19 protein-coding genes and 1 pseudogene are annotated in these 21191 nt (G+C 37.4%); 12 read left to right on the forward strand and 8 right to left on the reverse strand.

From position 1 onward, the window contains the following. Positions 1-361: 361 nt before the first annotated feature. Positions 362-787, reverse strand: coding sequence for a CU044_2847 family protein (locus P9B04_RS22265; protein ID WP_342057150.1), 426 nt, complete (start codon positions 785-787; stop codon positions 362-364). Between the two features lie 69 nt (positions 788-856). On the opposite strand from P9B04_RS22265, the gene P9B04_RS22270 reads away from it, so the two are divergent. From P9B04_RS22270 to P9B04_RS22300, 7 genes and pseudogenes are all read left to right on the forward strand, one after another. Beyond that, a complete protein-coding gene (locus P9B04_RS22270) occupies positions 857-1054 on the forward strand; it encodes a type II toxin-antitoxin system HicA family toxin (RefSeq protein WP_342057151.1) in 198 nt (65 codons plus the stop codon). Next, the gene (locus P9B04_RS22275) at positions 1054-1263 is read left to right on the forward strand and encodes a type II toxin-antitoxin system HicB family antitoxin (protein ID WP_342057152.1); all 210 of its coding nucleotides are present in this window, start codon (positions 1054-1056) and stop codon (positions 1261-1263) included. The genes P9B04_RS22270 and P9B04_RS22275 overlap by 1 nt, the downstream gene beginning before the upstream one ends. A 26-nt stretch (positions 1264-1289) precedes the next feature. Further along, the gene (locus P9B04_RS22280) at positions 1290-2138 is read left to right on the forward strand and encodes a caspase family protein (RefSeq protein ID WP_342057153.1); all 849 of its coding nucleotides are present in this window, start codon (positions 1290-1292) and stop codon (positions 2136-2138) included. Positions 2139-2168: 30 nt separating this feature from the next. Continuing rightward, positions 2169-3878: pseudogene (locus P9B04_RS22285) on the forward strand (nSTAND1 domain-containing NTPase); the annotation flags it as partial. A 146-nt stretch (positions 3879-4024) separates the two neighbouring features. Further along, complete coding sequence (locus P9B04_RS22290; protein WP_342057154.1) at positions 4025-4207, forward strand: DUF6888 family protein; 183 nt, start codon at positions 4025-4027, stop codon at positions 4205-4207. Beyond that, entirely contained in the window at positions 4204-4416 is a 213-nt protein-coding gene (locus P9B04_RS22295) for a DUF6887 family protein (protein WP_342057155.1), read from the forward strand. Before P9B04_RS22290 ends, P9B04_RS22295 begins: the two co-directional genes overlap by 4 nt. Positions 4417-4672: 256 nt before the next feature. Beyond that, positions 4673-5083: a DUF29 domain-containing protein gene (locus P9B04_RS22300; RefSeq protein ID WP_342057156.1), complete on the forward strand. Its 411-nt coding sequence runs from the start codon at positions 4673-4675 to the stop codon at positions 5081-5083. Positions 5084-5219: 136 nt separating this feature from the next. Here the strand turns inward: P9B04_RS22300 and aroF are convergent, their stop codons facing one another. From aroF to P9B04_RS22315, 3 genes are all read right to left on the reverse strand, one after another. Further along, entirely contained in the window at positions 5220-6278 is a 1059-nt protein-coding gene (gene aroF / locus P9B04_RS22305) for a 3-deoxy-7-phosphoheptulonate synthase (protein ID WP_342057157.1), read from the reverse strand. 320 nt (positions 6279-6598) lie between these two features. Then, positions 6599-6742 (reverse strand): high light inducible protein, encoded by a 144-nt coding sequence (locus P9B04_RS22310; protein WP_342057158.1) that lies wholly within the window; start codon positions 6740-6742, stop codon positions 6599-6601. An 81-nt stretch (positions 6743-6823) separates the two neighbouring features. Continuing rightward, positions 6824-6967 carry a high light inducible protein gene (locus P9B04_RS22315; RefSeq protein WP_342057159.1) on the reverse strand — a complete coding sequence of 48 codons (144 nt, stop codon included), beginning with the start codon at positions 6965-6967 and terminating at the stop codon, positions 6824-6826. Positions 6968-7334: 367 nt separating this feature from the next. On the opposite strand from P9B04_RS22315, the gene P9B04_RS22320 reads away from it, so the two are divergent. The 3 genes from P9B04_RS22320 to P9B04_RS22330 are packed head-to-tail and all read left to right on the forward strand — an operon-like array spanning position 7335 to position 10252. Continuing rightward, the gene (locus P9B04_RS22320; protein ID WP_446718035.1) at positions 7335-9062 is read left to right on the forward strand and encodes a peptide ABC transporter substrate-binding protein; all 1728 of its coding nucleotides are present in this window, start codon (positions 7335-7337) and stop codon (positions 9060-9062) included. 30 nt (positions 9063-9092) lie between these two features. Then, positions 9093-9701 (forward strand): esterase/lipase family protein, encoded by a 609-nt coding sequence (locus tag P9B04_RS22325; RefSeq protein ID WP_342057160.1) that lies wholly within the window; start codon positions 9093-9095, stop codon positions 9699-9701. Between the two features lie 38 nt (positions 9702-9739). After that, positions 9740-10252 (forward strand): tetratricopeptide repeat protein, encoded by a 513-nt coding sequence (locus P9B04_RS22330; protein ID WP_342057161.1) that lies wholly within the window; start codon positions 9740-9742, stop codon positions 10250-10252. Positions 10253-10318: 66 nt separating this feature from the next. On the opposite strand, the gene P9B04_RS22335 is transcribed toward P9B04_RS22330, so the two are convergent. The 3 genes from P9B04_RS22335 to metH form a co-directional block, all read right to left on the reverse strand. After that, positions 10319-11674 carry a cytochrome c biogenesis protein gene (locus P9B04_RS22335; protein WP_342057162.1) on the reverse strand — a complete coding sequence of 452 codons (1356 nt, stop codon included), beginning with the start codon at positions 11672-11674 and terminating at the stop codon, positions 10319-10321. A 956-nt stretch (positions 11675-12630) separates the two neighbouring features. Then, positions 12631-13110, reverse strand: a complete 480-nt coding sequence (locus P9B04_RS22340) for a hypothetical protein (RefSeq protein ID WP_342057163.1) — start codon at positions 13108-13110, stop codon at positions 12631-12633. A gap of 10 nt (positions 13111-13120) precedes the next feature. After that, on the reverse strand, positions 13121-16786 hold the full coding sequence (gene metH / locus P9B04_RS22345) for a methionine synthase (RefSeq protein ID WP_342057164.1): 3666 nt from the start codon (positions 16784-16786) through the stop codon (positions 13121-13123). A 393-nt stretch (positions 16787-17179) separates the two neighbouring features. On the opposite strand from metH, the gene P9B04_RS22350 reads away from it, so the two are divergent. Together P9B04_RS22350 and P9B04_RS22355 are read left to right on the forward strand one after the other, a co-directional pair. Further along, positions 17180-17452: a hypothetical protein gene (locus P9B04_RS22350; RefSeq protein ID WP_342057165.1), complete on the forward strand. Its 273-nt coding sequence runs from the start codon at positions 17180-17182 to the stop codon at positions 17450-17452. Continuing rightward, on the forward strand, positions 17434-17862 hold the full coding sequence (locus tag P9B04_RS22355; protein WP_342057166.1) for a type II toxin-antitoxin system VapC family toxin: 429 nt from the start codon (positions 17434-17436) through the stop codon (positions 17860-17862). Before P9B04_RS22350 ends, P9B04_RS22355 begins: the two co-directional genes overlap by 19 nt. Positions 17863-18307: 445 nt before the next feature. Here the strand turns inward: P9B04_RS22355 and P9B04_RS22360 are convergent, their stop codons facing one another. After that, positions 18308-21109, reverse strand: a complete 2802-nt coding sequence (locus P9B04_RS22360; protein ID WP_342057167.1) for an ankyrin repeat domain-containing protein — start codon at positions 21107-21109, stop codon at positions 18308-18310. Between the last annotated feature and the right edge of the window lie 82 nt (positions 21110-21191).

The raw sequence follows: 21191 nt of genomic DNA on the forward strand, positions 1-21191 counted from the left end.
TGGCTCTTTTCGTCATCTGGTAAGGCTTTCAGGTATTCGTGTCCCCACGCCAGAAAATCGAAGTTTTTAGGGCAGAAAAAATACTTGTGTTAATAGTTACCATAGGGCTAAACTTATAGTGACTCGTAAACTTTTCAAGTGGACTTTTTAGCTCTTCAAACTTCATTGAACTGTTAACTCAATTTTTATTAGCCTTGAGCTTATAGCATCACGGCTGTCTTAAGTGGTCATTTGTCAAAAAACTTAATATTTTTGTTTTAAAACTTAATTATTTTTCTCTCAATTTGGCGATCGCTGTTTTCCTGTTGCAGTGTGGCGAAGCTGTTTATAGGATAGGGAGAATCTGACAATTCTCGGCAAATTATTCGGGGTCAATAAAAGAGCATTCAACTGTAATTTTTAAGTGACTGTCTGCTGATGTTGTCACGTAAGGAACTCCTATTTTTCCCATTACTTTGATGCCAAATTCCAAGGTTACTTTATCAATGTTAGCGTTATCAACTTGTTTAAAGGCATTTAATGTATATTCTGTATAAGATTTAATAGTATTAGCAATAGAAGGAATATTATTGTCAATTTGTTCTTGTTCAGAAAGATTACTTTCTGTGGGAGATGTTCTCGAAAAAAGATTGTTGATTCCTTTAGGACTTTTTCCTAAGCTTTCTCTGGTTTCTTCTCTTATTTCTTGAGGAATATTTTTATCGTCAGTAGTGATATCAATATCTTCATTAGTCTCTACATAAATAGTCGTGTTATTGTCTAACTTGATCGGGGTTAACTTTGTCATGATCTTTAATATTGGATGGGTTGTAGAATTTTAGTCTAAACTAAAATCAAGGTAGATTGTCTTTATTTTATGAAAGTAAAAGAAGTGATTAAACGCTTAGAAGCAGATGGTTGGTATCTTGTGAGAACAAGGGGAAGTCATAGACAGTATAAACATTCCTTAAAATCTGGTACAGTTACAGTATCGGGAAAGTTAAGTATTGATGTTCCTATTGGTACACTTAAAAGTATCTGGAGACAAGCTCAAATTGAGGAGGATGAACTCTAATGCGTTATGCAATTATTATTGAAAAAGGAAACAATAGTTATGGTGCTTATGTTCCTGATCTCCCTGGATGTGTTGCAGTGGCAGAAACTCTAGAAGAAGTAAAACAATTGATTAGCGAAGCAATTATTTTTCATTTAGAAGGATTAAAGGAAGAGGGAATAAATATTCCTGAATCAGTGTCTATCTGTGATTATGTTGATGTAGCTTAAACTTAAGCATTATCGTTGTTTATTTTATGAGTAAAGATGCTTTAATTGTTGGTATTAATAATTATCGATATGAGGGGTTAAAAAATTTGCCTTCTCCTGCTGAGGATGCAGAAGCGATCGCTTCTATTTTGGAACAGCATGGACAGTTTAATACCATTCGTCGTTTACCAGAAGCCATACAAACTATTGATTCAGCTATAAACTATCCTTATATTAGTCAAACAGGAGAAGTTTACTTAAAACAGCTAAAATACAGTCTAGTTAAACTATTTAAACCAGAAAGTAACCAAATTCCTGATACTGCATTATTTTATTTTTCGGGTCATGGAATTAGAAAAACATCGGGAATAACAGAAGGTTTTCTATGTACCAGCGATGTTAATCCTGACATAGAATTTAATGGTTTATCTTTTAAATGGTTAGGAGAGTTATTACAAGAAAGTCCCATCAAACAACAAATTATTTGGTTAGATTGTTGTCATAGCGGAGAGTTTCTTAATTTTAGCGAAGCGACTTCCCAAGAAATAGGAAAAGGACGTGACAGATGTTTTATTGCCGCATCAAGAGAGTTTGGAGATGCACTGGTTGATATTAATAGTAAATATAGCGTTTTAACTAAACTGATTTTAGAAGGTTTAGATCGGCATCAATATGACGAAAAATGGGTGACAACCTTAAGCCTAAGTAAGTATATTGATGAACAAATTAAACAAATAAAAGGTAATCTACAACACCCAATTTTCACTAATTTAGGTGAACCCATCCCCCTAACTTACAAAGAGAAAATTATAGCAACAACCCCCGAAACTAAGGAAATAAGAGACATTTGCCCATATAAAGGATTAAGATATTTTGAATTAGAGGATCATGATTAGTTCTTTGGGCGATAAAACCTCACAAAAACACTTTTAGGAAAAATTAGTCAAAAAAACTTCTTAGCAGTGCTTGGTGCTTCGGGAAGCGGTAAATCGTCCGTGATTCGCGCAGGGGTGCTATACCAATTAAAACAAGGATTGAGGTTGCAGGGTTCGGCTGACTGGGAAATTAAGATCATGGTGCCTGGAAATCAACCCATGTTTACTATTGCGCAACAGTTTCTTGAACCTGATCTCTCCCGTATTGAGCGATCGCAACAGTTAGAAACGGCAGAAAGCTTATTAGAAAAGGGTTCCGAAGGTTTAAAACGTCTCATCCAAACCACAGATGCACCCAAAGTTTTGTTAATTATTGACCAATTCGAGGAAATTTTTGCTCCTGATACCAATAAAGCAGAAAGAGAGCTATTTATTGACTGTTTATTGGGTGCAGTGGAAAAATGCAACGGGAAACTTAAGATTATTGTTGCCATGCGCGCCGACTTTTTTGGTAAATGTGTGGAGGAAACCTATAGCGGTTTGAGTCAGCAGATAGAGGAAAATCTTGTTTCTGTGACTCCTATGACGGAAAAAGAACTGTTGCGCGCTATTACCGAACCACCAAAACGAGTTAATTTACCCATCGAACCATTATTAATTAAGGAAATACTCAAAGATATTAAAAATCACCCTGGTAGTCTTCCCTTGTTGCAAGATGCGTTAACGGAGTTATGGAAACAGCGAGATCATCAGGGGTTAACCTTAGCTAACTATACCAAGCTTGGCAGAGTTGCCGGCAGTCTTAACAAACGCGCAACGGATGTTTATCAAAATCTTACTGTTGCGCAACAGTTAACAGCGAAACATATTTTTCTCAACCTGACGCAGTTGGGAGAGGGAACAGAAGACACCCGTAGAAGGTTTTTAAAAACCGATTTAGTAACAGAAAATCACGATCAGGCTTCTATTGACGCAATGGTACAGTTATTGGCTGATGAAAAGTTAATTGTTACCGATAGGACACAGCAAGGGGATGAGGTGATAGATGTGGCACACGACGCGTTAATACGTCATTGGGAACTTTTGCGGCAGTGGTTAGATGAGAGTCGCGAACAGTTACGGGAGCAACGAAAGATTGAAAGGTTAGCGCAAGAGTGGCGCACTCAAGGATATAAAAATGAGTATTTATTGCAGGGACGACGGTTAAAGGAATGTCGTCAGAAGCAAGAGTCTTTGACGTTATCAACTCTAGCACTAGGGTTTCTACAAAAGAGTGCTAAACATCAATTCAGAAGTCGGGTTCAAGCAGTGGGGTTATTTTTGATTATTCCTGCGATCGGGACAATCATAGGACTACCTTGGTTGTTTAGAGAGATTCAACTAAACGCCGATAAAAGACTGTTACAAAACTGTCCAGCAAAACAAGAATATTGTCCAGGAAGACGAGAAGCATTAGAACGCTTGGCGAAAGCAGGGAAATCATTAGTTTATTTGAATCTTGAAAATGCCAACCTTGAAAATGCCAACCTCTACAATGTTTACCTAATACATACCAAAAATCTAACCCCTCCTCAAATTAAATCCGCTTGTAAATGGGATCAAGCACTTTATAAACTTTATAAACTTTATTATGATAATGGGAAGGAAGTATGGATAATTGATCAAATTGATGAAGAAGCTAATAAAGCTTATATTGAAGAACTTAAACAAGATAAAGCTAGTGATCCTGAAACGCCTCCTGATTGTAGCAAGTGGGAATAGTTTTAGGGGTTCGGAGTTTGGAGTTAATATTTTGCTAACGAGATCATCAAGGTTTGAAACGGCTAATTTTTGTAAGCTATCTATGAGTTCTCTTGTGTCAAACTCAGGTTATCATAGTTAAAGATTAAGAATAGAGAGGTCATTAATTGCCAACTGTTGCACAAGCTTATGGAGGTATTTATGTTTGTCAAATGCTTTCTAATTTATATCAACCCATAAATGTTTTTCGTTATGATGCCAATTTAAAAACAATTTATATTCAAGCAGGTATCATGGATCAATTTGCTATCATTGTTAATGAACAAGGGATTTGGAAATTTGTAGAATGAATCAAAATCTTGACCAAATGACTAACAAAGAATTAAAAGCATACATTAAAGCTAACCGAGATAATGAACAAGCTTGTCATGAAGCAATTAAACTATTAATGAGTCGTCAAAGTAAAAATGCGCCTCAATATCCTCATGATTTACCCTCAGAAGAAATGGAAGCTATCTTTAAAGCAAAACTTCAATCTTTGGAAATGAGTCAAGAATGAATATATTTAGGTATAACAAATTTTTTCTTCTGGTGCTGTTTCTGTTGTCAACTTCTTTTCCCTTCAACCCCTAGTTATAAGCGCGCACATTTTCCACTATGTATATAGTATCATTTCAAGTCAATTAAAAGCAAGCATTTTTAACATTAATTAGCATTTACTCTTAGAAAATATTGTTAAAATTATCTCAGGTTAAATAGGAGTTTAAGGGATGAGTTTTATTGATAGCAGGACGCAAACTTATGAAACTAATAATATGATTAACCTGTATGAAACAGATTTTGTGGAGTGGACAATTAAACAAGCTCAAGCATTACAAGAGCGTAATATAAAAGCTCTAGATTGGGATAACTTAAAAGAGGAAATAGAATACTTGGGAAAAGAACAAATTAACGCAGTTCATAGCTTTCTCAAACAAATTATAATCCATAAATTAAAGCTAGACTATACTAACGAGATTTTATCACGGGGACATTGGATATATAAAATTGATGATTTCCAAGATGAAATCGAGAGAAGATTAACCAAAACCCTGCAAAATAAAATTAACATTCAATCTGAATATGAACGAGCAAAGCGTAAAGTTCTAAGAGTATATAATATTAACTTGCCAGATCAATGTCCGTACACTTTTGAAGATTTAATGACCAGGCTAACAGAAAAGTAATCAAATAAGTTGCTTTTTTTATGCTCTTTATAGCAGATGTAAGAAAATCTAAAGTGGTGTAAGGGAGTAATGAGAACATAAAAAGCTCCAATCACTCCCTCATACCAAACACGGTTTTTCAACCCTTGCTATAACTCTAAGCTAGAACTGCTTCTGCTTGAGGCCAACGGTTGAGAGTTTTACCAATAATGGATAAATCTTGCATCAAACGGTTAAATCTCTCGGGAGTCAGAGATTGAGGCCCATCGGATAAAGCTTTAGCCGGGTTAGGATGAACTTCGATCATCAATGAATCTGTATCAGCTGCGATCGCCGCTGCCGCCATTGAGGGGACATAATCTGATTTGCCGGTGCCATGACTGGGATCAATCATAATTGGTAAGTGAGTCAAAGAGCGTAAAACCGGTAAGATTGATAAATCTAGGGTGTTACGGGTGTATTTACCGTCAAAAGTTCGGATTCCCCGTTCACAGAGAATAACGTTAGAATTCCCTGCAGCCAAAACGTATTCAGCGGCCATTAACCATTCATCGATAGTGGAGGACATTCCTCGCTTCAATAAAACAGGTTTATCTTGAGCGCCGACTTTTTTGAGAAGGGAGAAGTTTTGCATATTTCTCGCTCCTACTTGGATGACATCCGCTACTTCCCCAATTTTGTCCAAGTCAGCAGCGTCCATCACTTCTGTAATGATACCTAAACCACTCGCCTCTCTGGCAGCAGCCAGTAATTCTAAGGCACTTTCTCCGTGACCTTGGAAAGAGTAAGGAGAGGTACGGGGTTTGTAAGCTCCACCCCGTAAAAATTTAGCTCCAGCGGCTTTAACCCGTTTGGCAGTGTCAATAATCATCGCTTCGTTTTCTACCGAGCAGGGACCTGCTACTACGGCCACAGGGTGATGTTTACCCACAGGTACGGGACCGTCAGGGGTATGAACAATTACTTCGCTATATTCTCCGTGACGGTACTCTAAACTAGCTCGTTTAAAGGGTTGTTCTACTCTCAGCACATTTTCGATCCAGGGGCTAAATTCTTGTATTTGCAGAGGATCTAGGGAAGCAGTGTCTCCCACTAGGCCAATGACTACTTTATGTTTACCAACGATTTTTTCGGGACTTAGTCCCCAATCAGTAAATTCTTGACTAATGCGTTCGATTTCGTCCGCAGGTGAACCAACTTTCATTACAACGATCATAATTCCTTTTCCTCTTAGGTCAATGGTGGGGTTGCGTTTGGATTCTGCTTTCTGTGAGTTTCCTTGTCGTAAAGATTCCAGGAAACTAAGTCAGCCATAGGTACACTCATCCTATGAAAGATCATGATTATCTTTGATCTTACTTCACTTCTCTCACCAGTTTGTTAAATAACCATTTTACCTACTAAAAATCTAGAGCGAGTAAATATTCGCCCTAGATTTTAAGAATGTTTATAATTTGGCTCAAAAAGGCTATAATCCAATTTGACTGATTGTGTTGTGTCTACAACTGGGGTGAGAGGGAAGCTCACCCTTCTTAATTACATTAAGCCTAACTGGGAAAGGATTCCTTGTCCGGTTAGGTATTCTGTAGCAACACCGACTACAAATCCAAGCATAGCTAAGCGTCCGTTCCAGTTCTCAGCAAATGCGGTGAAGCCTAATTTAGAATCTTGGTTTTCCATAGTAATTTACCTCTTTGGTTGATTTGTCTTGCTTAAAGTTGGGTTAGGTTAACAACTGACCCTTGTACATTACAAACTCGATTACATTAAGCCGATTTGGGAAAGGATTCCTTGTCCGGTTAGGTATTCGGTGGCGATACCCACTACGAATCCGAGCATAGCTAAGCGTCCGTTCCAGTTCTCAGCAAATGCGGTGAAGCCTAATTTAGAATCTTGATTTTCCATAGTAATTTGCCCTCTATTGTCTTTGTGCGATTAAGTCAAGTACTTGAATACAATCTTAACAGAACCATTGGTCAATTGCAAGATTTCTTTACATTAAGATTTAGTTAACACCTCGACACGGGTTGGAAGTTGAATTTTTTTGACGAAAAAATCTTGGTTTGCACCCCTAATTGAGAGATTTATCTATAGATACCCTTGTGTTGAGGTTAGGTTAAGTTAAGGGTTCTTGATATTCTAAGCCTCACTATCCCATGTCATACTAAGTCCGCTTATTATCCTAGAGTCAGTAGATAGATATTTAGTTAGGATAAAATACTCTGTTACAATTTACCCTAACCCCAATTATCAAAGGAAGGTTTTATCTGTGTTGAAAAAATCCTGCGATCGTAGCTTTCGCTCTTGGTTATTTTCCCTATTTTTGGGAACTTGCGTTGTCTTAACTGGTTGTAATTCTCAAGATGAAAACCTAGTTAATTCTACCAATAATAATGACACTTTAAAACTATTATATTGGCAAGCACCCACTATACTTAATCCCCATTTATCAACGGGATTAAAAGATGTAGAAGCAAGTCGAATCACCTTAGAACCTTTAGCTAGTTACGACAAAAACGGAAATTTAATTCCTTTTTTAGCAGAGGTAATTCCTTCTTCTGAAAATGGTGGAATTGCAGAGGATGGGATGTCAGTAACTTGGACATTAAAACAAGATCTAAAATGGTCAGATGGGACACCTTTTACCGCAGCTGATGTTGTTTTTACCTATAACTTTTTAAGTAATCCTAATGTTGGAGCTACCAGTGCAGGGGATTACGAAATTATTGATCGAGTTGAAGCTATTGACGACTACACAGTTAAAATTACTTTTAGTAGAGTCAACCCTGCTTGGAATCGATTTTTTATTGGCGCATCGGGAATGATTTTACCCCGTCATATATACAAAGAATATAACGGAGAAAATGTTCGAGAGGCTCCTGCAAATTTATTACCTATTGGCACAGGTCCCTATAAAGTAGTTGAGTTTAAGCCTGGAGATGTGGTTATTTATGAACCTAATTCTTACTTCAGAAATGCTGAAGAAATAGGCTTTCAACGCATCGAATTAAAAGGAGGAGGGGACGCAACTTCTGCCGCTCGCGCCGTCTTACAAACAGGGGATGCAGACTACGCTTTTAACCTACAAATAGAAGCCCCTATTTTACAACAATTAGAAGCAGGAGGAAACGGAGAAGTTGTTTCCCTTTTAGGTACTTTAAGCGAGCGAATTTTATTAAATTTTTCTGACCCTAACAAAGCCACAGCAGACGGAGAAAGATCGAATATTGATAATCCTCATCCTTTTTTAACGGAAAGAGAAGTTAGAGAAGCCTTTAGTTTAGCCATCGATCGCAAAACAATTAGCGAACAATTATATGGTATTACTGGTGAACCCGCCGCTAACATTTTACTTTTGCCAAAAGAATACAATTCTGCTAATACTTCCTACGAATTTAATTTAGAAAAAGCGCAACAATTATTAGATCAAGCTGGATGGAAAGATAGTAATAACGATGGGACAAGAGATAAAAATGGTGTGGAGATGAAAGTAGTTTTTCAAACATCAGTTAATCCCTTGCGCCAAAAAACTCAAGAAATTGTTAAACAAGGATTAGAAGCTATTGGAGTGAAAGTAGAATTAAAGAGTATTGATGCTAGTATTTTCTTCTCTGGTGATCCAGCTAATAATGATACAGTGGAACATTTTTATGCTGACTTACAAATGTTTACCACAGGGAATTATAGTCCCGATCCCAGTAACTATATGAAGGATTATAAGTGCGATGAAATTCCCCAGAAAGCTAATAACTGGGTTGGTAATAATTATTCCCGTTATTGTAATCCCAAATACGATCAATTATGGTTAGCTGCTACCAAAGAATTAGACCCTAAAAAACGACAAGCAATATTTGTTGAAATGAACGATATTTTAATTAAAGATTTTGTAGTTATTCCCCTAGTTCATCGGGCCGATGTAACAGCAATAAGTAACCGTTTACAAGGGTTTGATTTAACCCCTTGGGATCGCAATACTTGGAATATCAAAGACTGGAAATAATACCATACATACAAATTTATTAACAAGATTATGGACGCAAATAATCGTAATCCAGTTCTATTAGTCCACGGGATTTATAACACATCTGCTAAATTTAATAGGATGACCAAATATCTCACAAATTTAGGTTGGGTGGTTCATCGTCTGTCTCTCAAACCGAATAATGGAAATGGTCATCTTGAAAAATTAGCTCAACAAGTAAATGATTATGTGAACAATAATTTTGACCGCAAACAACCCATTGATTTAGTGGGTTTTAGTATGGGAGGATTAGTAACTCGTTATTATTTACAACGTCTTGGAGGGATCAGAAAAGTGCAGCGTTATATCAATATCTCTGCACCTAATCATGGAACAGTAACTGCTTATATATTGCCAAATCCAGGTATTAAACAAATGCGTCCCAAAAGTCAGTTTTTACAAGACTTAAATAAGGATGTAAAAACAACTTTAGATTCCATTGATGTTACTGTGATTTGGACTCCCTTCGATTTGATGATTTTTCCGCCATCTAGTTCTAAAATGGGAATAGGAAAAGAAATTAAACTACCTATTCCAATTCACGAACAAATGGTTAAACACAATCAAATACTAAAAACTATTTCTGACTGCCTTTCTCAACCACTAAAAATTAACTAAATACCTGCTAATATCTGAAATAAAAAAATACTTAAAAAATGGATTCTAAGTTAGAACAATTTACGCTAAAATACCAACAAGGGCAAGCGTTATTAGACAAAGGACAATATCGTAGTAGTGTCAAAATCCTAGAGGAAGCTAAATCATTAATTAGTTTATCCTCACGGTTAGGGGGAGATGTTCAACTGTCTTTAGTAACAGCTTATCAGGGAATTAATAAGTTAGACGATGCGATCGCTATTTGCGAAGAATTGACCCGTCATCCTAATTTAGAAATTCGTCAACAAAGCCAACGTATATTATACATTCTTAAAGCTCCTCAATTAAAACGCCCCGAAGAATGGATGACAAAAATCCCCACAACCAACACAGACGACAACTCAACACCTCGTTATATCCAAGCAAAACCCGTTACTAAATCTTTCCAGAAACCATCCTTAAACCTTGAGGATGTCAGTAAAATTGACACCAAAGATAACGGTTTTATTGGGTTAGCTTTGGTGTTATTTATTTTTATTATTGGGGGGTTGATTTGGTTAGGTAAAGGGTAAAAAGTAATTGCTAGTTTTTCACTTCAAATTCCACATCATCAGTCATATCCATTGTCTTCCCCAATCTTAACTTTTTGTTGTTTCTAATGATTCAATGATCCCTAATAGTTCTCGCTCAAAAGTGACTTGCGATCGGTTAGTTTTTCCACCAATGTAACAGTTGTTATCGTCTTGCAAGACCCAAATTTGAGAATGAGAAACATAACTCATAATTACACCAATCATCAATAAACCAAAACCAGTATAAACAAAAGGAATACCAGGATCTGCTTTTATTTGTAAACCTGTGCTGCCTAACAATTGATAAATCTTCAGTTTCACTCCATTGATATCTAATATCATTCCAGGCCTAACTGCACTGTAAAGATCTCCTTGTTGATCGTAAACCATCATGGTTCCCTGTAAGTCTTTTGCTAATAGGGAAACCCCTTCGCTTAGGTCGGTTTTTGTGGGAATCCAAGTTCCCCAAATTCTCCCGTTTCCATTAGTATCTAAAGGGGCCATGGGGAGTTGAAAAATAGGACTATTGTTGACTTGTGCTTGAACCGCAGCAATCCCCCAATCGGTCTGATAAAAGGTAACACCACTATAACGCAAAGGTTCGTTAACATATATGGTTTTGTGCTTCAATTCTTCCCCATCATTATTAATCACAGAAAGATCAGAGTAAAACTGATCAATTGTTCCATTGGAGGTGTAATCAATCCAGAAGCGATTGACCCGAATACCCCAATCTTGTGGGATTTGAGGTTTAGATAAGGGACCTGCTTCGATAATATTACTAACCTTAAATTCCGAACCACTAGGAACTATCGCCTGTGCCAAAAATCCCGTCAATGCTCCCCATATAGCACCACCTAATATGATTAGCATGGCGGCATGAACCACGATTGGACCAATTCTACCTACTATCCCTTTCCTAGCATAAATAGCCTGATTTTCTTGGAAGATTTTATAACCTTTTTTTCGCAAAGTATCGTCTACTGAAGTTATATTATCTAACTTTAATTGTGTACTTAAAGCCAACTTTTGAAACTGTTGTGGTTTTTGGTAGAATCTCCACCGTCTAGCTGCTTTTAGTGCTGGAAGTTGACGATTAAAAGTACAAGCCGTTAAGCTAGTTCCGAAAAGCACTAGCAAGGACAAAAACCACCAAGTTGTATAAACATGGTTTAGTCCTAAAATTAAGATCACTTTCCAGGTTAAAAAGCCAAATAGGGCAGGAACTTCTGGATAGTTTTCTTGATAAAATCGGATAGTTTCTCCTTGTTCTATTACGGTACCGCTAATACTAAATATGGCAATAGCTAACAATAAAACAATTGCTAAGCGAAGATCCGCAACTGTCTTAATGAACTGTCGCCACCCTTGTTTTATTAACGATATATTTTGGGTTGTTTGAGGAGAATCAGATATAGTCATATTTCACATCAATTCTTACTTTAATTATAACCGAATTGTCTGAGATGTGATCTTCATAACTGAGTTGGTAGTGATTCCCATGCAGTGAAAAAATTTCTTAGTAGTTCTTTTGCATTAGTTAAGATGCTGAAACGCTTAACGTGCATTATTCATCAAAGAATTGATAAAAAGCCGAAAATCTTTGTTTCATAACAAAATTATTGGCTAGTCAACTAACAATTAGGAGACTAAAAATCGAATAAATAAACGAGAAATTAAAAGGATACGTCATTTTTTATTGATATTTTTTTCAAAACTCTACCTCAATACCACAACCAGTATAATTGTTGTTTCATCCTCCTTTTTGTGAGTAAATTATCTTGATGGTACAATGATTGTTTTTAGAAAACATATCTTTTTATAACATTAATTTCTGATAAAATTAGTGTGCTAATCTAACGCTAGATTATTTTTGTAATCTTTTCTGTTAATTTTGTGTGATTGAAGTAGCCAAATTTACTACTTTTTAAAAATCCATTTACGGCACTTTGCGAGTTATTAAAGTACATTTTACACCTGCCTCCTGTCTCAAGCTTTAACTTCTTGTCCCACACTAAGTTGAAAACTGCTGTAATAAAAAATCGCTTTTGATGCTAATTTGTTATCTTTTGGGTTTTGTTTTTTCATCAATAATGAAGGCTATGCCAGTTCAGGGGCTTAGCCTTCATTATTCTGATATCTTGCACCAGTATAGAAAAACTTAAATAAGTCAGCACTCAGCGTTCAGCATTCGTTTAATCATACTCACAGTAGATGATAGGGATTGATATGTTTCAGCTGATGGCTGATAGCTGAACGCTATCGAAGGTGCAAGATGTGAGTTATTCATGGTTTAAATGCTTAACAGCTTAGAACCATTAATTAGTCGAAATTAAGTCTATCTATTTCAGTATGAGTCGCAAAAAATCATAGTTAAACTAGTTAATATGGTTGAAATTGACCCTTGGAAGTTGTTCATCTTTCCAAACACTGACTCCAGGCTGAAATTCATCCCAAGTCTTACGTACTTGCTCGTAGCATTGAGGGGGAGTAATGGGGAGGTTTTTCAAGTAAAAGAAGCTTGCCTGCCCGAAAGACTCCAGTAACAAAACAACCTCTGTGGTTGGATCATAATTATCGACAACTTCCAAGATATGGGAAATCATAAAACGATGGGGCAAAATTGCAGTGTCAGGAGCCGTTAACCAGGCATTCAGAAACGGCGCAAGACGGGATTGCCCGATAAAATGAGTTTTGAATGATTCCCCAGCAACACCCACCTTTGCTGAATTCAGGCTACAAACGATCGCACCGCGCTTCTGACTGAGATGACCAGCCCAAGCATTATAGCCGATGACCAGCAAATTACTGGCAATAAAATCTTGATGCCAATTCGATATATCAGTTGCTTCACTCATTCGGTACCTCCTAAGCACTAAAATATCTAGCCACAGGATGGTAGCTAACAAAAGCAGTGGTGGTTTGCTCTGGATAAAGCTGTTCGCTCTCATCGATGGATATGCCAATGCGATCGCATCCCAATAATTGCAACTGTGGCACTTGATCCATCACCGTTGGACAAGCTGGATAGCCAAAACTATACCGAGAACCCTGATATCTCTGGGCTAGTACATCGCGAATGTTATCTGGCTCTAAATCCCCATAGCCCAATTCCTGCCGAATCCTGGTATGACTCCATTCCGCCAAAGCTTCTGCCATCTGCACCGCCATCCCGTGAAAATATAGATAATCGGTGTACTTGTTGTCTTTATAGAGTTCCTGTGCTTTCTCGGTGGCAATTTCTCCCATAGTCACTGCCTGCATCGGCAAGACATCAAATTCATTGTATTCGAGGGGCAGGATGAAATCAGAAATGCACAGCCTACGCCCGGATTTCTGACGGGGGAATGTCCAGGTGACAAACGGGGTTGCTGTTTTGGGTGTTAAACCCTGCTCGATGACACTTGGCTCGTAAACATGAACGGAATTGCCGATGGCTGCACAGGGGAAATAACCATAAACTAGAGTTGGCTCTAACCATCGTTCTGTGCGAATTTTTTCTTTCCATTCTTCCAAGATTGGATAAACCTTCGATGCCAGGAACCAATCATATTCCTCACGAGATTGGCCTTTCGGTTTACGGAATTGCCATTGTCCAGCGAACAGTGCCTGCAAATCCATATACCAGAACAGTTCTTCTAACTCTAGATCGGAACTCCGAAGAATTTTTGTCCCCCAGAAAGGAGGCTTAGGACGTTCGATATCAATCGCCACCTCTTCCGAGCGTTTGGTATCGATGACAGTGGGTTCAGCGGATTTCTTACCATCCCCATTGAGTTCCCCATCGGATTTGGAATTGACTTCTCGATCTGAATCTTCAATTGCCTTGCGTCCCTTTTGGTTAAACTGAGCAAATTCCCCTGTAAAGCCTTCGGTATCTAACCAGCATTCCTGTTCTTTGGCGGGCATCAGGCGATCCATAAAGGTCAAATCAGCAAAAGCATCTTTACCATAAATTACCTGCCCGTTATAAGTATCTTGACAATCTCCATAGACAAACTTTGGTGTGAGTGCTGCACCGCCTAAAATCACTGGCACTGTAATCCCTTTAGCATTAAATGCTGCCAGATTATCTTTCATAAATGCTGTAGACTTCACCAGCAGGCCACTCATGGCAATACAATCAGGTTGATGCTGCTCGTAGGCTTCGACGATGGCCTCAATGGCTTGTTTAATACCCAGATTAACCACCTTGTAACCATTATTGGTCAAGATGATATCCACCAGATTCTTGCCGATATCATGGACATCCCCTTTAACAGTGGCAATCAGGAATTTCCCTTTACCGCGATCTTCGTCTTCTCCTTCGATTTTTTCCATGTAGGGTTCAAGGAAAGCTACGGCAGATTTCATGGTTTCGGCTGACTGCAACACGAAGGGTAATTGCATTTGACCAGAGCCAAACAGTTCCCCCACAACCTTCATGCCATCCAATAAGAAAGTATTGATAATCTCCAGGGCTTTATATCCTGAATCTAAACCGATCTTTAACGCATCATCCAATCCAATCCGCTCGCCGTCAATAATATGTTGTTTCAAGCGTTGGTCGATGGGCAAATCTGCTAAGGAAGGACCGGATCTAGCATCCTTGGCACTCACCCCTGCAAAAATTTCTGTCAGCTTGGTCAAGGGATCGTAGGTGCAAATATCTCCTTCAAATTGGCGATTATCATAAATCAAATCGCGACAGACTTGTTGATGTTCTTCTTCAATCTTCGATAAGGGTAAAATCTTGGCAGCAGAGACAATGGAACCATCCATACCGGCTTTCATGGCTTCATTGAGGAAGACCGAATTTAAGGTGATACGAGTGGCTGGACTCAAGCCAAAAGAAATGTTAGACACCCCGAGCATAAAGTGGACACCAGGCAGATTTTCCCGAATCATTTTAATTGATTCGATGGTTGCTTTGGCATTTTCCCGATCTTCCTCAATCCCAGTTGAAATCGGTAGGGCTAAGGTATCATAGAAAATTTCATGGGGTGGAATCCCAAACTTGAGCGCATCCTCATAAGCTCGTTTGGCAATCTCGAATTTTTTCTGGGCGGTTCGAGCCATTCCCTCTTCGTCGATACAGCCAATAACAACCCCTGCGCCATATTCTTTGGCCAATTGCAGGACTTTAAAAAATCGCTCTTCTCCATCTTCATAGTTGGTGGAATTGAGCAAACATTTGCCCCCTGCAACTTTGAGGCCGGCTTCCATTTTGGTCCATTCTGTGGAGTCCAGCATCAGTGGGAGGGTGGTATTAGTAACCAGTCGGGATACCAGTTCTCGCATATCCCGTTCCCCATCACGCCCAACGTAATCTACGTTTACGTCCAGCATATGCGCGCCTTCTTTGACCTGGGATTTAGCGATCGCTAATAAGCCATCCCAATCATCTTCATTCAACAGGGTGCGGACTTTTTTGGAACCACTGGCATTTAATCGCTCACCAACGATTAAAAAGGAATTATCCTGCTCATAAGTTTGGGCAGAATAAATGGAGGCTGCGGCTGGGGTATAAGAGATGGGTTCTCGAAGCTCACCCACGGCATTTTTTCGTACCGATCGCTCTTTTATTTGGGTGTGTTCTACAGCCTCGGCTAAAGCTTTAATATGTGCTGGCCGCGTACCGCAGCAACCACCGACAATCTGAACTCCATGTTCGGCAATGAACCCAGTCATGGCAGTTGTATATTCTTCCGGGGTCATTTTATAAACCGCTTGACCGCCAACATTTTCTGGTAGCCCGGCATTGGGAATACAGGAAATGGGGAAGGGGGAATTTTCTGATAGATATTGAATATGAGAGGTCATCAAATTGGGACCGGTGGCACAATTTAGTCCCAAAATATCGATGGGGAAGGGTTCGAGGATTGCCAGTACCCCAGAGATATCTGTGCCTACCAACATGGTTCCCTGGATTTCCATTGTCACGGACACCATTAAGGGGAGTCGTGAACCTTTTTTGGCAAACACGGCCTCAAAGGCACTCAATGCGGCTTTAATTTGCAGAACGTCTTGACAGGTTTCCACGATGAAAAGATCAACTCCTCCGTCAAAGAGTCCTTCTGCTTGCACCATGAAGCTCGATCGCAATTCATCATAAGTGATATGGCCGAGGGTGGGTAGTTTGGTTCCTGGACCGATGGAACCTGCCACAAATCTAGGTTTTTCGGGAGTGGTAAACTCATCGGCACAACGGCGCGCCAACTCTGCGGACTTTCTACTTAGCTCGTAGGCGCGATCGGCTAGATCGTACTCTGCGAGGACTAAGGGGCTAGATCCAAAACTATCGGTTTCGACAACATCGGCCCCGGCTGCAAGAAAATCACGATGGACCTTGGCCACTGCTTCTGGCTTGGTGATGACTAAATATTCGTTACAACCTTCATATTCAGGTCCACCAAAGTCCTCGGCCGTCAAGTTTTGGGATTGGATATTAGTTCCCATCGCACCGTCAAAGATTACCACTGGACGATCCGGATTTTGGAGCCGTTCGAGAAATGAAGTCTTTAACTGAGGTTTGGGATTTTCAATACTTAGCATAAAAAGAAGTAATTGTTATAGTTAGTCTCGGACTTTTCCTGCAACCTTGTTATTTTTAGCTCCAAAGCAGGTTTGTTTGGAAGGCTGAGGAGGATAACCTTGAGAATGATAATCATTCTCAAGGTTAATATAACACAACAATGCTTGGTATTTATTTATAATTGTGTCGGGTTAGGGCGATCGGCTTAAGGAAGTTTCTGACTCCGTTCCGGCGCTATCGCACAGAAGTGGTTTTTGACTTCGTTAATGTGCCTATTTTTTAAGTAATTATTATTATTAAAAGTTGTAAAAATATAGAACTAAACTATAAGCTTGTTACAAAATTTACCTCAATATAGACTAATATTATGCTATAATGTATATGCTTAAGAAGAACGTAAAAATATTACTATCATGGAAATTACTTTAAAGTGGACAGAAACACAACAAGTTTTAGTAGAAAAATTGCTAACTTTAGCACGTCAAAGCGGAAAATCTCCTGAAGAAATTGTGACCGAAGCAGTTGAGCGATATGTAGAAGAACAACCACTAGAGGTTCTTAGTATTGATTGTGATCCGTTGGTCGGATTATTTGCTAATTCTTCTGATTTATCTGTTAAATCTTCCGAAATTTTACAGCAAGAAATTACTGAAAAATCGGGCTGGACATGGAAAGAAAACCAGTAATAGGTGATACTGGCTTTGTTGTAGCTTTGCTGAATAAGTCAGATATTAATCATCCAAGAGTAGTGGAAGTTTACGCCCAGCAACAGCAGATATTTTTGCCACAAACTGTATTGGCTGAGGTTGCTTATTTAGTAGGTCGTAATGCAGGAAGTGCTACCTTAGTTGCTTTCTTGCGAGGATTATCCCTGAGTCGCTTTTATTTAAAGCCTTTAACAGAGGAAGATTTATTACGGGTAGCAGAAATTCTTGACGAGTATGCAGACAGTAGAATTGATTTTCTAGATGCTACAGTTATGGCTATGGCTGAACGTTATAGAATTACGAAAATTTTGACTTTAGATCAACGTGATTTTAGATTATTTCGTCCCCGACATTGCAAAAGTTTTGAACTTTTACCCATCACAAGTTAATTAATTCTCGATTTCCATCCTTTTGGTTAATATTAGATCGGGGACTTCAAAGAGTTAATTCCTGAAGGAAAAGTTTCTAGTATTCGATTGGGAATGCGAACAGTTAATTAAAATAATCATTATTAAAGTAAAAGCGATCTATTTCTTGATCAAAGTAACCACTATATTTAGGAATTGCAGGATAATTAAGTTGTTGTAAAATATCTGCTGATCGTTCAAATAATTTAAGTTTATCCCAATTATCTAATTGTTTAATTGAGAGAACTTTAATGACAACATTTTAGTTGTTATCTTTATCATCTGCTATGTAAGTTATTGCGTTTCCATCTTGTCCTATTTTTTTGATGATTGAGTAACGATTATTTAAGAGACATTTGTTATTTTTAATGATGAATAATTTGTGGGTTAGATGATTTTATTTGAAATAATCTTGAATGAAAAATAATTAATATTTTGATTTAGCACCATGTTTTTTAAGAAGTTCTATTATCTCCTGATTTTTCTCAAAAATAGCCCAATCTAAAGGAGTAGTACCCCTATTAGTTTTAGCATTAATATCAGCACCATTTTTAATTAACAGTTCAACTATTTCTTTTCTATTCCGACTTACAGCCGTATATAGAGGAGTATTACCATATTTATCTTTAGCCTCAATATTAGCCCCATTTTCAATTAAGATTTCAACCATTTCTTTTTTATAATTCGTTATAGCAGTATATAGAGGAGTGTTACCATATTCATCTTTAGCCTCAATATTAGCCCCATTTTCAATTAAGATTTCAACCATTTCTTTTCTATTCCGACTTATAGCCGTATCTAAAACAGTATTACCATGTTTATGTGTAGCCTCAATATTAGCCCCACTTTTAATTAAGAACTCAGCCATTTCTTTTTTACCTGAACTTATCGCTTCATGTAAAGGAGTATAACCAAGATGATTTTTAGCCTCAATATTAGCACCTTTTTTAATTAATACTTCAGCTACTTCCTTCCTGTAAGCCTTATGTAAAGGAGTATCACTATAATTATTTTTATAATTAACATCAGCCCCTTCATTAATTAATATTTCAGCTACTTCCTTATTTCCAGGATTATGTAAAGGAGTATCACCAAGATTATCTGTAGCCTCAATATTAGCACCTTTATTAATTAACAGTTCCACTATTTCCTTCTTATAAGCACGATGTAAAGGAGTATCCCCAGTATTATTTTTAGCCTCAATATTAACACCTTTATTAATTAACAGTTCAGCTACTTCCTTACTTTTAGCCTCATGTAAAGGAGTATCCCCAGTATTATTTTTAGCCCGAATATTAGCACCTTTATTAATTAACAGTTCAGCTACTTCCTTATTTCCAGTATTATATAAAGGAGGATCACCATCATTATCTTTAGCATTGACATCAGCCCCTTTATTGATTAATAGTTTAGCTATTTCGTTTTTATTTAACCATATATTCCTATGTAAAGGAGTCTCCCCGTACTTATTTTTAGCCTCAATGTTAGCCCCTTTATTAATTAACACTTCAGCTACTTCCTTATTTTCAGGAAAATGTAAAGGAGTAAAACCACCATTAGTTTTAGCATTAACATCAGCCCCTTTATTAATTAATAGTTTAGCTATCTCCTTACTTTTAGCAGAATGTAACGGAGTATAATCATTATTATCTTTGGCATTAACATCAGCCCCATTTTTAATTAAAATTTCAACTATTTCTTTTTTATCGTCCCTTATACCATCATCTAAAGGAGTATAATCATTATTATCTTTGGCATTAACATCAGCCCCATTTTTAATTAAAATTTCAACTATTTCTTTTTTATTGTCCCCTATAGCATCATCTAAAGGAGTATTACCATTATTATCTTTAGCATTAACGTCAGCCCCATTTTTAATTAAAATTTCAACTATTTCTTTTTTATTGTCCCCTATAGCATCATGTAAAGGAGTATTATCATGTTTATCTTTAGCATTGACATCAGCCCCGTTTTTAATTAACAGTTCAACTATTTCTTTTTTATTGTCCCCTATGGCATCATCTAAAGGAGTCCAACCATGATTAGTTTTAGCATTGACATCAGCCCCATTTTTAATTAATAGTTTAACCATTTCTTTTTGATCGCCAATCAAAGCACGATATAAAGGAGTCCAACCAAGATTATCTTTAGCATTAACATCAGCCCCTTTATTAATTAATAGTTTAGCGACCTCCTTATCTTTAGCAAAATGCAAAGGAGTCTCACCATATTTAGTTTTAGCATTGACATCAACACCTTTATCAATTAAAAGTTTAGCTATTTCCTTACTTTTAGCAAAATGTAAAGTCGTACACCCCCATTCATTTTTAGCATAAATATTAGCCCCTTTATTAATTAAAAATTTAGCTACTTCCCTATTTTCCGCAGAATGCAAAGGAGTAGCCCCATTATTACTTTTAGCATTAACATCAATTCCTTGATTAATTAAAAGTTCAGCTATTTCCTTACTTTTGGCGAAATGCAACGTAGTCTTACCATATTTATCTTTAGCCCTCGCATTAGCACCTTTACTAATTAATAGTTGAGCTATGTCTTTATTTTTAGCAAAATGTAAAGGAGTAGCTTCATCATTATTGGTAGCCTCAATATTAGCCCCTTCATTAATTAAAAGTTCAGCTATGTCTTTAGTTTTAGCAGAATGCAAAGGAGTATCACCATTATTATTTTTAGCATTAACATCAGCCCCTTTACTAATTAAAAATTCAGCCATCTTCTTACTTTTAGCCAAATGTAAGGGAGTATCACCATCATTGTTTTTAGAATTAATATCAATCCCCTTGTCAATAAAAATCTCAATACTTTGTATATCTCCTTTTTCAACCGTAGTATAAATCGTTATATTCGGTTTATAAGTACAACCAATAATTCCTAAACTTAGTATTAACCCGGTCAAAGACAAATTAATGTAATTTTTCCAATTTTGATTTACCAAGGTTTTAGCTTTACTGATACCAGGATTCTGTAATACTGATAAAGCTTGTTTTGCTGAAGAAAAACGATCTTCTAAATCGTGTTCTACTAATTTATCTAACCAATCTGTAAACGCTTCAGATAATTGTAAATCTCGTAACAATTGGCGATTTAATTTAAAATCATTATCCAATAAGTCCCCAGGATGACGATGGGTTAAACAATATAATAAAGTTGCACCTAAACTATATAAATCTGAAGCAGGTTCAGCTTTTCCTGAATATTGTTCCGGGGGCATATATCCATAGGTTCCCACAATGGTACTACCCAGGGCTATTTCATGCTAGATGATAGGATATCTATGGTAAAATAAGTCAAAG

This window comes from Crocosphaera sp. Alani8 (genome assembly GCF_038442745.1).
Lineage (GTDB): Bacteria > Cyanobacteriota > Cyanobacteriia > Cyanobacteriales > Microcystaceae > Crocosphaera.

Coding starts and splice junctions, on each gene's coding strand:
- P9B04_RS22265 (WP_342057150.1), bottom strand. CDS start 787: ATGACAAAGTTAACCCCGATCAAGTTAGACAATAACACGACTATTTAT.
- P9B04_RS22295 (WP_342057155.1), top strand. CDS start 4,204: ATGAATCAAAATCTTGACCAAATGACTAACAAAGAATTAAAAGCATAC.
- P9B04_RS22335 (WP_342057162.1), bottom strand. CDS start 11,674: ATGACTATATCTGATTCTCCTCAAACAACCCAAAATATATCGTTAATA.
- P9B04_RS22360 (WP_342057167.1), bottom strand. CDS start 21,109: ATGCCCCCGGAACAATATTCAGGAAAAGCTGAACCTGCTTCAGATTTA.
- P9B04_RS22330 (WP_342057161.1), top strand. CDS start 9,740: ATGGATTCTAAGTTAGAACAATTTACGCTAAAATACCAACAAGGGCAA.
- aroF (WP_342057157.1), bottom strand. CDS start 6,278: ATGATCGTTGTAATGAAAGTTGGTTCACCTGCGGACGAAATCGAACGC.
- P9B04_RS22280 (WP_342057153.1), top strand. CDS start 1,290: ATGAGTAAAGATGCTTTAATTGTTGGTATTAATAATTATCGATATGAG.
- P9B04_RS22275 (WP_342057152.1), top strand. CDS start 1,054: ATGCGTTATGCAATTATTATTGAAAAAGGAAACAATAGTTATGGTGCT.
- P9B04_RS22350 (WP_342057165.1), top strand. CDS start 17,180: ATGGAAATTACTTTAAAGTGGACAGAAACACAACAAGTTTTAGTAGAA.
- P9B04_RS22300 (WP_342057156.1), top strand. CDS start 4,673: ATGATTAACCTGTATGAAACAGATTTTGTGGAGTGGACAATTAAACAA.
- P9B04_RS22355 (WP_342057166.1), top strand. CDS start 17,434: ATGGAAAGAAAACCAGTAATAGGTGATACTGGCTTTGTTGTAGCTTTG.
- P9B04_RS22310 (WP_342057158.1), bottom strand. CDS start 6,742: ATGGAAAACCAAGATTCTAAATTAGGCTTCACCGCATTTGCTGAGAAC.
- metH (WP_342057164.1), bottom strand. CDS start 16,786: ATGCTAAGTATTGAAAATCCCAAACCTCAGTTAAAGACTTCATTTCTC.
- P9B04_RS22270 (WP_342057151.1), top strand. CDS start 857: ATGAAAGTAAAAGAAGTGATTAAACGCTTAGAAGCAGATGGTTGGTAT.
- P9B04_RS22340 (WP_342057163.1), bottom strand. CDS start 13,110: ATGAGTGAAGCAACTGATATATCGAATTGGCATCAAGATTTTATTGCC.
- P9B04_RS22325 (WP_342057160.1), top strand. CDS start 9,093: ATGGACGCAAATAATCGTAATCCAGTTCTATTAGTCCACGGGATTTAT.
- P9B04_RS22315 (WP_342057159.1), bottom strand. CDS start 6,967: ATGGAAAATCAAGATTCTAAATTAGGCTTCACCGCATTTGCTGAGAAC.